Below are 14,180 nucleotides of genomic sequence, written 5' to 3'. Positions count from 1 at the left end.
ACAAAGACCGAGTAAATTACTCGGGTATTTTAGCCAATTCCAAGGGATTTAAACAGCATGGCGTAACGGGATTCTGTTACAATTTCGACTCTGCATCAAAAAATTTTGATATAGGTATATTTCCGTGGACCAAAACCGTCGCCTAACCTCTCTTCACGACCAGCTTCGTCAGCGTATTCTGATTCTGGACGGTGCCATGGGCACCATGATTCAGAGCTATAAGTTAAGCGACAAAGATTATAGGGGCGTGCGTTTCGCCGAGCACCGATCTGATCTCAAGGGAAATAACGACCTACTGTGCATCACCCAGCCTCATATCATCACGGAGATCCATGAAGCCTATTTGGCGGCGGGTGCGGATATCATCGAAACCAATACGTTTAATAGTACAGCGGTATCTCAAGCAGATTACCATCTGGAAGAGCTGGTATTCGAATTAAATTTCACTGCAGCGCAACTCGCACGCCAGGCAGCTGACAAATTTTCTGCACAGACACCTGATAAGCCTCGTTTTGTTGCGGGAGTTTTAGGCCCAACCAGCCGAACCTGCTCTATCTCTCCGGACGTAAACGACCCGGGCGCGCGCAATATTACTTTCGACCAACTCGTCAGCGACTACAAAGTGGCCATTGATGGACTCGTAAAAGGTGGCGCAGACATATTGATGGTCGAAACCATCTTCGACACTTTAAACGCCAAGGCTGCCATATTCGCGATCTTCGATTATTTCGAAGATAACGCATGCGAGCTGCCGATCATGATTTCGGGCACCATTACCGATGCTTCTGGTCGCACCCTGTCCGGTCAGACAACCGAAGCCTTCTACAACTCGCTCGCCCATGCAAAACCACTTTCCATAGGCCTCAACTGCGCGCTGGGTGCAGCTGAATTACGCCCCTATATCAAAGAGCTATCGCGCATTTCCGCTTGCTACGTGTCTGCTCACCCCAATGCGGGATTGCCCAACGAATTTGGCGCCTACGATCAATCCGCCGAGGAAATGGCAGAAATCGTAGGCGAATTTGCCGCGAGCGGATTTCTCAATATCGTCGGCGGCTGCTGCGGAACTACTCCTGCGCATATAGCGGCCATCGCGGAAAAGGTGAAAGCCTATAAGCCGCGCTCCCTGCCGCAAATCGAACCTGCATGTCGTTTGTCTGGCTTGGAGCCCTTCAACATTTCCAAAGACTCACTGTTCGTTAATGTCGGCGAACGCTGCAACGTTACGGGTTCTGCTCGCTTTAAAAAACTCATCGTCAGCGGCGATTACACCACCGCTCTCGAAGTGGCATTGGAACAAGTGGAAAACGGCGCGCAGGTTATAGATATCAACATGGATGAAGGCATGTTGGATGCCGAAAAAGCCATGGTGCGATTTCTCAACCTGATCGCCGGGGAACCCGATATCGCCCGCGTTCCCATTATGGTGGATTCATCCAAATGGAACGTTATTGAAGCCGGCCTCAAATGCATCCAGGGCAAAGCCATTGTCAATTCCATCAGTCTAAAAGGCGGCGAAGAAGAATTTATCAAGCAAGCAACTCTGTGCCGAAAATACGGTGCAGCGGTTGTTGTGATGGCGTTCGATGAAAAAGGCCAGGCGGACACTGCAGCAAGAAAAAAAGAAATTTGCGAACGCAGCTATAAGATTTTGACGCAGCAAGTCGGAATGAATCCGGCAGACATCATTTTTGACCCCAATATTTTTGCGGTAGCTACAGGCATTGATGAGCACAACAACTATGCGGTTGATTTCATAGAAGCTACCCAGTGGATTCGTGAAAATTTGCCCTACGCATCCGTTTCCGGCGGAGTGAGTAACGTGTCTTTCTCATTCCGCGGCAATAATCCCGTGCGCGAGGCCATTCATTCCGTGTTCCTTTATCACGCCATTAAAGCCGGCATGAATATGGGTATCGTAAACGCCGGCCAGCTGGCAATTTATGATGATCTGCCCAGCGAACTGCGCGGCGCGGTGGAAGATGTCATTTTGAATCGCCATCCGCATGCGACGGAAAATCTTGTTGAACTCGCGGAAAAATATCGCGACGACGGCGCAACTGCCAAAAAAGAAGATCAGGCTTGGCGCGAACTTCCCGTCAATAAAAGACTGGAACATGCGCTGGTAAAAGGCATCACCACTCATATCATCGAAGATACTGAGGAAGCGCGGCAGCAAGCCTCTCGTCCGCTTGACGTTATCGAAGGCCCCCTAATGGACGGCATGAACGTTGTGGGAGATCTTTTCGGCGCGGGAAAAATGTTTTTGCCTCAGGTGGTAAAATCCGCTCGTGTTATGAAACAAGCGGTCGCTTATTTACGGCCTTTTATTGAGCAGGAAAAAACTGCCGACACCAAAACCAACGGCCGCATTTTAATGGCGACCGTAAAAGGCGACGTGCACGACATTGGCAAAAACATCGTCGGTGTTGTTCTTCAGTGCAACAACTTTGAAGTGATTGACCTCGGCGTTATGGTGCCCTGCGAAACTATTCTGCAAGTCGCGCGGGAAAAATCTTGCGACATTATCGGTCTATCGGGTTTGATTACACCGTCTCTGGATGAAATGGTGACCGTCGCTTCTGAAATGCAGCGCCAGGGTTTTAATATCCCCCTGTTGATTGGCGGAGCTACTACATCAAAAGCGCATACCGCGGTAAAAATCGAACCGCAATATCACAATAACCAAGTTATTTATGTTCCCGATGCGTCGCGCGCTGTCGGCGTTGCCAGCCAACTTTTATCGACGGAGCAGCGCGACCAATTTGTCGCGGGTGTAAAAGCGGAATACGAAAAAGTGCGCGAGCGCAATGCCAACCGGCAGCGCCGCCCGCTTATCCCATATAAAGAAGCAATTAAACGCCGCCCCGAAATCAATTGGGATGATTACACGCCTCCGGCACCGAGTTTTACAGGTATTCGCACCTTCAAGAATTACCCATTAAAAGAACTGGTCGACTATATCGATTGGACGCCGTTTTTTATGAGCTGGGATTTAGCCGGGAAATATCCGGACATTCTGCAGGATGAAGTCGTTGGGCAGGCAGCAACGCAGTTGTATCAAGATGCGCGCCGCTTGTTGGATGACATAATCGCCCACAACCGAATCTCAGCCAGCGCAGTCATTGGCTTTTGGCCCGCCAATACTGTGGATGACGACGATATTCTGGTTCAGCCACAGGATTCTGCTCCGGTACGCTTGCATCATCTTCGCCAGCAGCAGGACAAAAACACCGTCGATGGACGCTTGTATTCGCTCGCGGACTTCGTAGCTCCGCAAACTTCAGGCAAACAGGATTACATTGGAGCTTTCGTAGTTACAGCAGGAATCGGAGCTGAAGAACTCGCTAAAGAGTATGAAGCCAAAGGCGATGACTATAATTCAATTATGGTAAAAGCCTTGGCGGATCGCTTGGCCGAAGCTTTTGCCGAACGTATGCATGAGCGTGTCCGTAAAGAATTTTGGGGATATGCGGCGGCCGAGAGCCTCGATAACGAAGCCTTGATCAAAGAGCGTTATCAAGGAATTCGACCCGCTCCGGGCTATCCAGCCTGCCCGGACCATACGGAAAAAGCCACTCTGTTTCGTTTGTTAAATGCCACCAATGAGACCGGAGTGAAACTGACGGAACATTTCGCCATGTTCCCGACGGCAGCAGTGTCCGGCTGGTATTTTGCGCATCCGCAAGCGAAATATTTTGGTGTTGGCAAAATCGGCGCAGACCAAGTTGAAGAACTGGCTAAACGAAAAGGCGTCGATAAACAGTCAATAGAAAGATGGCTGCAACCGAATCTCGATTACAGCCCGACATAACCTTAATAGGTGAAATATGGCAGAAGAACCGCAAAAAGCATCACTCGGGCGCGTATTGCTGAGTACCTTGGCTGCTTTTATTGGCGTACAGAGCGAACGGAATCGCCAAGCTGATTTTCAACAGAGCAGCATATTGCCGTTCATGATTGTAGGGATCATCTTGGCGGGCTTATTTATTGGCGGGCTTGTCTTAATAGCGAAAAGCATAGCCCCATAAGCCAAAGCAGCTAAGGCTATTGCTGCCCGCCCAAGCAATAGCCTGCTCGCTCGAAGATCTATTGTCCGCTCACCCAAAAAATGCAGGTAACTACAAATACAGCTATCAGAACCACTGCTGCTACCGCATCGGCAACACTGTCACCTGTTTCCTGCATTTCAATTTCTTGATGGCTCATAGAGTACCTTCCTCTCGTTATTGTTGGATCTATCGGAATGGAAACATCTTACCGGCGCGTTGGGAGCGCCACCGCAACATCTGTTTGCAGTTTCACCTAAACAGCATAGCAGCGCCCAGACACTGTTCACAAATCAAGCTGAATTCAGCTCAATCGACCTTGAGGTTTGTGAAATCAGCCTCCGAGAACCCAAACATGCCTTTGTGGGCAGATCCAGCCGGAATCCCAAATTCGGCAGGATAGTCCACCCCCACAAGATAGAGCCCGTGCGGATGTGCCGTAGGAGCGGCCAGACGGCGATCCCGAGCGGTGAGCAGCTCATCCAACCACTCAGCAGGACGCGCCGCTCGTCCGATCTCAAACAGGCATCCCATGATGTTTCTCACCATATGATGGAGAAAGGCGTTGGCCTTGATCTCCATGCCGATGAAATCCCCTTGGCGCACAAACCGGATGTAATCGATTCGTCGCACAGGACTATGTGCCTGACACTGACTAGAGCGAAAAGACGAGAAGTCATGCTCGCCCACTAAACGCCTGGCGGCCTCTTGCATAGCTTCTACGTCCAGGTCATCCCTCGACCAGGTGGCGCTCACTGGCAAAAAGGCTGAACGGACCTTGCTGATATAGGTGAAATACCTATAGGTGCGCGCCAATGCAGAAAAACGCGCGTGGAATTCTCCTGGCACCTGCGCAGCCCATTTCACCCGAATGGAATCCGGCAGCTTGGTGTTGGTCCCGTCCAACCAGGCTTTTTCTGCCCGCGGGGCAGAACAATCAAAGTGGACCACTTGATGAGTGGCGTGCACGCCGGCATCTGTTCGTCCAGCGCAAACAAGTGTTACAGGCTGCGCGGCAATCAGTGATAAAGCGCGTTCCAATTCACCTTGCACCGTTTTTTTGGCGCTGGCCTGTCGTTGAAAACCCTGATACTGACTGCCGTCATATTCGACAACCAAGGCAAAACGCCGCACCCCCTCAGGCAACGACATTCCCGGTTTTATTTCGCAGTTTGGAGAATATGTCATAGGACCTAAATAAAAAGGCTTTGCATGCGTACATGCAAAGCCTTAGCAAACTCAAAAGTTGTAGAACTTAACCGATGCGGGCCAGCAAAGCTTCTGCTTCCTGTTTCTGTTCGTCATTACCCTCTTCCATGATTTCATCCAATATGTCTTTTGCGCCATCGGCATCGCCCATATCGATGTAAGCTCGAGCCAAATCCAGCTTGGTTGCCGTCTCATCATTATCAGAGAGGAAATCCAAATTGCTGTCATCGTCATTTTCTGGATCAAAATCCGGGATTTCGAAATCAGCCTCTGAATCCGCAGATTCTTGATCCACCGGAGACAGTTCGGATTCTTGAGTCTCAGCCACCTCGTTATCAACAGCAGAAAGATCTTCCAAATTTTCATCTGCGAGGAAATCGTCCGCAGAGAACCCGTCATCCTCAGCGAAAGTTGTTTCTTCCGAGGCGGTTGAGCTGCTGCTGTCGTCAAAGTCCAGCACCGGCTCTTCCATATGGTCTGCGCCTATGTCCGAGGCCAAGGCATCCAGCTCGTGATCCAGCTCATCAAGATTGACTTCTTTGTCGAAATCAAATTCGTCTTCAAAATCCTTGGCCACTGCAGACTCGGATTCCACATCAGAATCGAAATCCAGATCCTGCAGATCTTCTAATTCAAGCGCAGACAGATTTTCATCCTCTGCTTGATCGTCGCTGGACAATACAGGAGGCTCATCTTCGAGCGCTGTTTCCTGCTTTAAGTCACCATCCAAGTCGAAGTCCAGGCTTTCATCCAAATCCGCAAAATTCGCTTCGGCCTGATCATCAGTCAGAGCCAGATCTACGTCTGAAAACTCAAAATCCTCTTCTGTCTTGGGTGCAGCTCGCTCCGCCACCAGATCATCAGCGAATTCAGTTGTTAGCTTCTCTTCTTGATCATCAAGATCCAAGTCAAAGTCAGCCGGCGCCTCATCAGCAAAGGCTGTATCGGCATTGGTGATTTGATCAACATCAGCGAAGTCCAGATCGAAATCGCTGTCAGATTTGCCTTCCCCTTCAGGGGTATCTAAATCGAAATCCAGATCGGCAAGATCATTTGAGTCAGCGAACTCAGTTGAGCCCTCTGCAAATTCAGTTTCTGCGTCTGCAAACTCGGCTCCCGCTTCTGGCTGCAAGCGCAATTCGTCACTACTGATGTCTAAATCAAAATCGTCCGTTGCCAAGGATGCAGAATCAGTATCTTGAGTCTCCTCCCCCTCCAATGTCAGATCGAAATCGAGGGTGTCGAGCGCGCCTTCGTTCTGAGCGCTGGATGAATCAACCAACTCATCCACATCATTGAAATCAAAGTCCAGCGTATCGTCGGACAAGGAATCGGTAGGTACTACCTCTTCTTCGCCAAAGTCGAAGGTTTCCTCTTGAGCCCGATTTTTCACAACGGTCGCATCGGAAACTTCATGCGCAGCTGGATCAAATTCGCCAATTCCCTCTATTGATTCACGCATAGCTGCCGCGCGGTCAATCGCCTCAGGTGTACCTATTGTTCTCAAGGTGGCGTAGTGATGGTCGAAGCGCTCACCATCCCCTTGAGCAGCAAAGACTTCAAGCAGTTTCAGTCGGACGGCGACATTGTCGGGCTCTTTCTCCAGAGCACGCACCAGTTTGTCTTCAGCCAAGTCGTATTGACCGTAGGCGATATGAATATCGCATTCACCAACGACGTCTTCAGTTTCAGCTTCCGCAAATGTTCTTTCCGGTTCCTCACTCTCTATTTCACTGGAGGAAATATAGGGAACAGTCCTGTCGTCTTCCGCTCGGATATCCTCTTCAAAATTCAGATCCGCAGCTGTATCCCCATCGTAGCTGTCGTAGAACTCGTCGTCGGCAGCTTCGTTGCGTTTGCGCAGGAAGATCAGAGCAATCAACCCGAGTATGAGAGCGCCCAGTCCCGCACCTATGTACACAATGTTTTCTTTGGCGAGATCGAGCCAAGATTTTTGTGGCTGAATGGGTGCCGGTTGAGTTTGTACCGGCGGCGTTTGAACTTGTGCGAGTTCAGATTTTGGCTCTTCCTGAGTCGCTGAAGTGGTTTCAGCAACCTCTTCCGCTGTTTGGGAACGGGCTTCATTAGCTTGCTGAGCTGCAAGTTCCAAAGCGCGCATCTCTTCACTGCTGACTTCAACCAACCGCTCCATGGTTTCAATTTGCTCTTCCATCGCGCGGATTCGCGATTTCAGATCGGCATTTTCACGCCCTGCTGCATCCAACTCTTCCTGGGTCTGAGTCAGTGCTTCTGCAACGGCTTCTCCCTCACCACCGTCTGCACCAGCTCCTTGGGCAGTACGGGCACCGGATGTACTGGTCGACAACTTAACCCGACCTTCTACCGCAGCAGGTTCGGAACGGCTGGGCGCCACATTTCGGCTGCCTTCAAGTTGAGCTTGTTCTGCGGCAGGAGTTGCACGTCGATTCCAATTGCGATTTTGCTCAGCAACTTTTTGAATAGCCTCACGCGCGGTCAATTTCTGGATTTCTTCTTTATCGGGAATGCGCAATACCTGACCACGGCGTAACAAATTAATGTTGCCGTTAATAAAAGCCTCAGGATTCAAACGTTGAATCGCCAGCATTGTTTGCTGTACTGAAACGGAGTTATCAGGCCGCGCTTTGGAGGCAATAGTCCAGAGTGTTTCATTAGCTCCTACAGGGCCGTAGGTGTCACTCGAAAAACTACTAACGGTCTCTGCAGGTCTGCGCGTTTCAACAGGAGCGGTTTCGCGGCGACGCTCTGAGGCTTGCGAGGTGCTCGAGGTAGATCTGTCTGGTCTTTCCGCTGCTTTCGGCTGACTCGCAGCTTGTACGGGGCCCGCTTTAGTACCAGTGAACACCGGCAGATCGACCAACAAGGTATATTCGCGCAGCAACTTACCGCTGGGCCAGCGCGCTGTCACTATGAAGTTGAGGAAGGGTTCTCTCACCGGCTGGCGGCTGGTTACTTTTACTACCGGGCCACCTGCAGCTTTCAGATCCACTGCAAATTGCAGGTCTGTTACGAAGTAGGTTCTATCAACACCTGCTCGTTGAAATTCCTCTGGCGAAGCAATTCCAATCAAAATCTCGCGCTCGGTCAGATCGCGGACATGTAATAGCTGGATTTCGGCATCGAGGGGTTGATTGAGAAAGGAGTTGAGCTTGATTTCACCTAAGCCGAGCGCTGCGGCAACTGACGAGAAAAAAGTCAGATACGCGCCGATGAAATACGCTTTAGTGCGAAGCCCCATAGGAGGAATCCTTATCATGTATGGTTATTAGCCAAAGATGCGCCCAGTAAACGGCGAGGCTACAGACGGCCGAAAACCTAGAATAGTCTTTCAGTTATCGCTGTAAGTATTCATTATAAGTAGCGTTTTATCAACTTAAGGCCAGATATAAGCCACTTAAACAACACTTTTGGTTATCGATGTTTTGTCGCCAGCTCGGCTTTTACCAAGTTTCCAAGCCATGGTCGAACCAAAAAATAACGCCAATATAATGAAACTATAGCAAGGGGAAATAAAATTGCGCCCCAAAGATATGAGGCGCTGGAAGGAAAATGAATTAATGCTGTTGCAGGATGCGCAACATACGACGCAAAGGCTCTGCCGCTCCCCACAACAACTGATCGCCCACAGTGAAAGCAGACAGGTATTGTGGCCCCATATTCATCTTGCGCAAACGGCCCACCGGGATCGACAGAGTTCCAGTGACTTTGGTAGGTGTCAGCTCTTGCATGGAGGCTTCGCGGGTATTGGGAATTACCTTAACCCATTCATTGGCTCCAGCAATAATCTGTTCGATCTCAGCCAAAGGAAGGTCTTGGGTCAATTTGATGGTCAGCGCCTGGCTGTGGCAGCGCATAGCACCGATGCGAACGCAGATACCATCCATTGGAATCGGCTGGGCGTTGCCGAGAATTTTGTTGGTTTCAGCTTGCGCTTTCCACTCTTCACGGCTCTGACCGTTGTCGAGCTGCTTATCTATATAAGGCAACAAGCTGCCCGCCAAAGGAGCGCCAAAATGCTCTTTCGGGAAATCGCTTGAACGCATGGTCTCGGCAACTTGGCGGTCGATTTCCAAAATCGCACTGGCAGGATCGGCCAATTTATCAGCGACAGAAGAATGGATAGTTCCCATCTGGCTGATCAGCTCGCGCATATTTTGCGCACCGGCACCACTGGCGGCTTGATAAGTCATGGAACTCACCCACTCCACCAGACCATTTTGGAACAGTCCGCCCAAGCCCATCAGCATCAAACTGACAGTACAGTTTCCACCGACATAGTTCTTGATGCCATTTTTAAGTCCATTGCGGATTACCTGGTCATTGACGGGGTCCAGAATGATGATGGCGTCATCTTTCATTCGCAAAGTTGACGCCGCATCAATCCAATAGCCTTGCCAGCCAGCTGCACGCAATTGGTCGATGATGGCGGTTGTGTAATCGCCACCCTGACAGGAAATAATGGCATCCATCGCTTTCAACGCTTCAATGTCATAAGCGTCTTTGAGTGGAGCTACTGGCTTGCCGACATCAGGGCCCTGACCACCAACATTGGAGGTAGTGAAAAACACCGGGTTGATTGTCGCGAAGTCATTTTCTTCGCGCATGCGACCCATCAAAACGGAACCAACCATTCCGCGCCAACCAACAAAACCTACTTGCATCATGTTTTAAATCTCCAAAAGAGCGAATCAGTTTGCCAGAGCTGCGACAACTGCGTCGCCCATCTCAGCGGTACCAACTTTTTTCATGCCTTCACTGTAAATGTCGGCCGTTCTATAGCCTTGATCCAGAACTCGGCCGACAGCTGCGTCGATCGCATCAGCGGCTTCTTTCTGTGCGAGCGAATAGCGCAGCATCATGGAGGCAGACAGAATGGTCGCCAGCGGGTTGGCTATGCCCTGCCCTGCGATGTCGGGTGCGGAGCCGTGTACAGGCTCGTACAAACCACGGCTTTCTTTATTCAGCGCAGCGGATGGCAACATACCGATTGAACCGGTCAACATAGCAGCAGCATCGGACAAAATGTCACCGAACATATTTCCGGTCACAATGACATCGAACTGTTTAGGCGCGCGTACCAACTGCATAGCGGCGTTGTCGACGTACATATGGCTCAGCTGAACATCCGGATATTCCGGAGCGAGACGATCCATCACTTCACGCCACAATACGGTCACTTCCAACACATTGGCCTTATCCACGGAGCACAATTTGCCTTTGCGCTTGCGCGCCATTTCAAATGCAGTGCGACCGATACGCTCGATTTCATGCTCGGCATAAACGTAGGTGTTGAAACCTTCGCGCTCACCGTTTTCCAAAGTGCGAATGCCGCGCGGTTTACCGAAATAAATACCGCCGGTCAGTTCGCGCACGATCAAAATATCCAGTCCGGCAACCACTTCGCGCTTGAGCGTGGACGCATCCGCCAATTGCGGATAGAGAATCGCCGGGCGCAAGTTAGCGTACAGACCGAGGTCATAACGCAGACGCAACAAACCTTTTTCCGGACGTAAAGCAGGTTCGAAATGGTCCCACTTAGGACCACCTACAGAGCCCATCAAAATGGCGTCAGCACTGCGGCAGCGATCCAAGGTGGAATCCGCCAGAGGCACGCCGTGGACGTCGAGGGCGCTGCCACCGATCAAATCGGTTTCGAAAGACAAATCCAACTTAAAGAGCTGATCGACCTTTTCGAGAACCTTGCGCGCTTCAGCAACGATTTCCGGGCCAATACCGTCCCCAGGCAATAAAACGATTTTTTTTGGCATGAATGCTCCGTTAATTATTCAGTGATACCAAACAGCCATGGCGCGCTTTCTCTGCGCTTGGCTTCATAAGCGCGGATGTGGTCGGCGTCTTGTAATGTCAGACCTATGTCATCCAAGCCGTTCAACAAACAATGCTTGCGGAACGCGTCGACTTCGAACGAATGGCTTTTGCCATCCGGGCGCGTCACGGTCTGCTGCTCCAAATCGACGGTTAATTGATAACCCTCGTTGGCGTAGAGTTCTTCAAAAAGCTCAGAGACGACATCGGCGGGAAGCACGACAGGCAACAAGCCGTTTTTGAAGCAGTTGTTGAAAAATATGTCGGCAAAACTGGGCGCGATGATGCAGCGGAAGCCGTATTCATCCAAAGCCCAAGGCGCGTGCTCACGACTGGAACCGCAACCAAAATTCTCGCGCGTGAGCAAAATGCTCGCGCCCTGATAACGCGGAAAATTCAGCGGAAAATCAGGGTTGAGCGGCCGGGTTGAGTTGTCCTTGCCGGGCTCGCCTTTGTCGAGATAACGCAGTTCATCAAAAGCGTTGGGACCAAAGCCTGTGCGCGCAATTGATTTCAGAAATTGTTTGGGGATGATCAAATCCGTATCGACGTTTGCCCGATCCATAGGCGCGACCAATCCAACTAAACGCGTAAAACTTTTCATAACATCTTCCCCATTACTGACCGGATTCCAGCAACTGGCGCACATCGACAAAATGGCCAGCGATACCCGCTGCTGCGGCCATTGCCGGGCTCACCAAATGCGTGCGACCGCCATAACCCTGCCGGCCTTCGAAATTGCGATTGGAGGTGGAAGCGCAGCGCTCACCGGGTTCGAGCCGGTCGGCATTCATGGCAAGGCACATGGAGCATCCAGGTTCGCGCCATTCAAAACCTGCGTCGCGGAAGATTTTGTCCAAACCTTCGGCTTCCGCTTGAGCCTTAACTTGTCCAGAACCTGGAACCACCATGGCGAGTTTTACAGATGGCGCTTTTTTGCGGCCTTTCACCACAAGAGCGGCACTGCGGATATCTTCAATACGGGAGTTGGTGCAGGAGCCGATAAAGACTTTATCAATCGCAATCTCGCTAATGGGTTGCCCTGCATTCAAGCCCATGTACTGGAGCGCGCGCTCGATGCTCGCCTTTTTCACTGCGTCGGATTCCACAGCGGGATCGGGCACTCTCTCGGAAACGGGCAATACCATTTCCGGCGAGGTACCCCAGGTAACTTGCGGTTTGATATCGCTGCCGTTGAGACGAACCACGCGATCGAATTTTGCGTCAGGATCGCTGTGCAATTGGCTCCACTCCGCCACTGCTTTATCCCACAAAGCGCCTTTGGGAGCGAAAGGTTTGTTTTTGACATACTCCAACGTAATGTCATCCACAGCGACCATACCGGCGCGCGCGCCAGCTTCGATGGCCATATTACAAACGGTCAAGCGACCTTCCATGGACATGGAACGGAAGACTTCACCGCCGAATTCAATGGCGTATCCGGTTCCGCCTGCAGTACCAATTTCGCCGATGATGGCCAAAACGACATCTTTAGGGGTCACACCGGGACCGAGCTGGCCATCGACCTGAACCAGCATGCTTTTCATTTTTTTGGCTACGAGACATTGAGTCGCCATTACGTGCTCGACTTCACTGGTGCCGATACCGAACGCCAAAGCGCCCAATGCGCCGTTGGTAGAGGTATGAGAGTCGCCGCAGACGATGGTCATGCCGGGCAAACAAGCGCCGGTTTCAGGGCCGACCACGTGGACGATGCCCTGACGGTGGTCATTGATTTTGAATTCCAGAATGCCCAGTTCGTCGCAGTTCTCGTCGAGTGTTTTCACCTGGATTTTAGAAATGGGGTCTGCGATACCATCGACGCCGGAAGAGCGCTCTTGCGGGGTGGTCGGCACGTTGTGGTCTGGCGTGGCCACAATGCTGTTTACCCGCCAAGGCTTGCGCCCGGCCAGACGCAGACCTTCAAACGCTTGTGGCGACGTCACTTCATGAACGATATGGCGGTCAATGTAAATAAGTGCCGATCCATCATCCCGCTGCAACACGAGGTGGGATTGCCACAACTTGTCATAAAGAGTCATTCCAGCCATTGAGATCTCCAAACGCTGTAACCTGAAAATGCGGTGCACCGAAAATACATCCGGCGAATAGCGCTTATGGTAGGAGAGCATCTAAAATAACTCCAATTCATTATTTTTATAAATTGAATTCCCAATAGGAATCCTTATGGAATTGGAGAACCTACGCGCCTTTCTCAGCGTCGCCCGGTTTAAGTCGTTTTCCCTGGCGGCGGATGATCTGTGCATCACCCAACCCGCCGTCAGCAAGCGTATTGCCGCACTTGAGCAGGCGGTGGATACGGTTCTTTTTGATCGCCTGGGCAAAACGATTCAACTCACCCAGGCCGGGCGCGCCCTACTTCCCCGCGCGGAGCAAATCGTTCGCCAGCTCGACGAAGCTAAACGGGCGCTGGCGGATTTATCCGGTGAGGTGAAAGGTGAACTGCGCGTGGCGACCAGTCACCACGTAGGCTTGCACAAACTGCCGCCGGTGCTGCGTGCATTTGCGTCGAATTATCCGAAGGTCAATCTCAAATTCGAGTTTCTGGATTCGGAAGTGGCGCTGGAACGCGTCCATCGCGGGCAGTGTGAACTGGCGGTGGTAACTCTGGCTCCGGACCCTATTGATCAATTGGAATTTGAACCGCTCTGGCAAGACAATATGCGCTTCGTCACCAGTTTGGACTCGGATTTATCCACCAACACCAACCTGCTCGCCCTGAGCGAATCACCGGCAATCCTCCCCGACCTCAGCACTTATACAGGCCGCCTGGTCAAACGCTGTTTCGATGACCGCAATCTTCCGCTCACAATAAATATGACGACGAATTATCTGGAAACTATCAAAATGATGGTTTCGGTAGGTCTCGGTTGGAGCGTTTTGCCAGAGTCCATGGTGGATGAGCAAATTCGCCCATTGAGACTTGGCGGCGTTGTTCTTACCCGCAGGCTGGGCTTGGCCCGCCATCAACGTAGACAACTGAGCAATGCTGCTGAAGCTTTTTATGAAGTCCTGCGCGCCAATCGCTCCCCATGAGGGTAAAGCGCACACAGACTGAACAACTTCTCTGCTATA

Annotated in this window: 9 protein-coding genes; 3 read left to right on the top strand and 6 right to left on the bottom strand. The window is 51.2% G+C overall.

All coding sequences use genetic code 11. The features are described from left to right. Window positions 1-118: 118 nt before the first annotated feature. Together metH and DWB84_RS04610 are read left to right on the top strand one after the other, a co-directional pair. The gene (gene metH, locus DWB84_RS04615; protein WP_187408949.1) at window positions 119-3,814 is read left to right on the top strand and encodes a methionine synthase; all 3,696 of its coding nucleotides are present in this window, start codon (window positions 119-121) and stop codon (window positions 3,812-3,814) included. 16 nt (window positions 3,815-3,830) lie between these two features. Beyond that, the gene (locus tag DWB84_RS04610) at window positions 3,831-4,031 is read left to right on the top strand and encodes a DUF2970 domain-containing protein (RefSeq protein ID WP_187408553.1); all 201 of its coding nucleotides are present in this window, start codon (window positions 3,831-3,833) and stop codon (window positions 4,029-4,031) included. A 327-nt stretch (window positions 4,032-4,358) separates the two neighbouring features. Here DWB84_RS04610 and truA read toward each other — a convergent pair whose 3' ends face one another. The 6 genes from truA to leuC all read right to left on the bottom strand — a co-directional run bounded on the left by truA (window position 4,359) and on the right by leuC (window position 13,135). After that, the gene (truA, locus tag DWB84_RS04605; protein ID WP_255428827.1) at window positions 4,359-5,201 is read right to left on the bottom strand and encodes a tRNA pseudouridine(38-40) synthase TruA; all 843 of its coding nucleotides are present in this window, start codon (window positions 5,199-5,201) and stop codon (window positions 4,359-4,361) included. A gap of 103 nt (window positions 5,202-5,304) precedes the next feature. Then, the gene (locus tag DWB84_RS04600) at window positions 5,305-8,496 is read right to left on the bottom strand and encodes a FimV/HubP family polar landmark protein (protein ID WP_187408551.1); all 3,192 of its coding nucleotides are present in this window, start codon (window positions 8,494-8,496) and stop codon (window positions 5,305-5,307) included. A 316-nt stretch (window positions 8,497-8,812) separates the two neighbouring features. Further along, window positions 8,813-9,919, bottom strand: a complete 1,107-nt coding sequence (asd, locus tag DWB84_RS04595) for an aspartate-semialdehyde dehydrogenase (RefSeq protein ID WP_187408948.1) — start codon at window positions 9,917-9,919, stop codon at window positions 8,813-8,815. Window positions 9,920-9,946: 27 nt separating this feature from the next. Continuing rightward, window positions 9,947-11,026 (bottom strand): 3-isopropylmalate dehydrogenase, encoded by a 1,080-nt coding sequence (gene leuB / locus DWB84_RS04590; RefSeq protein ID WP_187408550.1) that lies wholly within the window; start codon window positions 11,024-11,026, stop codon window positions 9,947-9,949. Between the two features lie 14 nt (window positions 11,027-11,040). Then, window positions 11,041-11,688, bottom strand: a complete 648-nt coding sequence (gene leuD, locus DWB84_RS04585; RefSeq protein ID WP_187408549.1) for a 3-isopropylmalate dehydratase small subunit — start codon at window positions 11,686-11,688, stop codon at window positions 11,041-11,043. 13 nt (window positions 11,689-11,701) lie between these two features. Next, on the bottom strand, window positions 11,702-13,135 hold the full coding sequence (gene leuC / locus DWB84_RS04580) for a 3-isopropylmalate dehydratase large subunit (RefSeq protein WP_187408548.1): 1,434 nt from the start codon (window positions 13,133-13,135) through the stop codon (window positions 11,702-11,704). Window positions 13,136-13,271: 136 nt separating this feature from the next. On the opposite strand from leuC, the gene DWB84_RS04575 reads away from it, so the two are divergent. Continuing rightward, entirely contained in the window at window positions 13,272-14,141 is an 870-nt protein-coding gene (locus tag DWB84_RS04575; RefSeq protein ID WP_187408547.1) for a LysR family transcriptional regulator, read from the top strand. Window positions 14,142-14,180: the final 39 nt, after the last annotated feature.

The sequence above is a fragment of the Saccharophagus sp. K07 genome (assembly GCF_014336955.1).
Taxonomy (GTDB): domain Bacteria; phylum Pseudomonadota; class Gammaproteobacteria; order Pseudomonadales; family Cellvibrionaceae; genus UBA5868.
The sequence above is the reverse complement of the archived record's forward strand: the minus strand, read 5'-3'. Positions and strand labels throughout refer to the sequence as shown.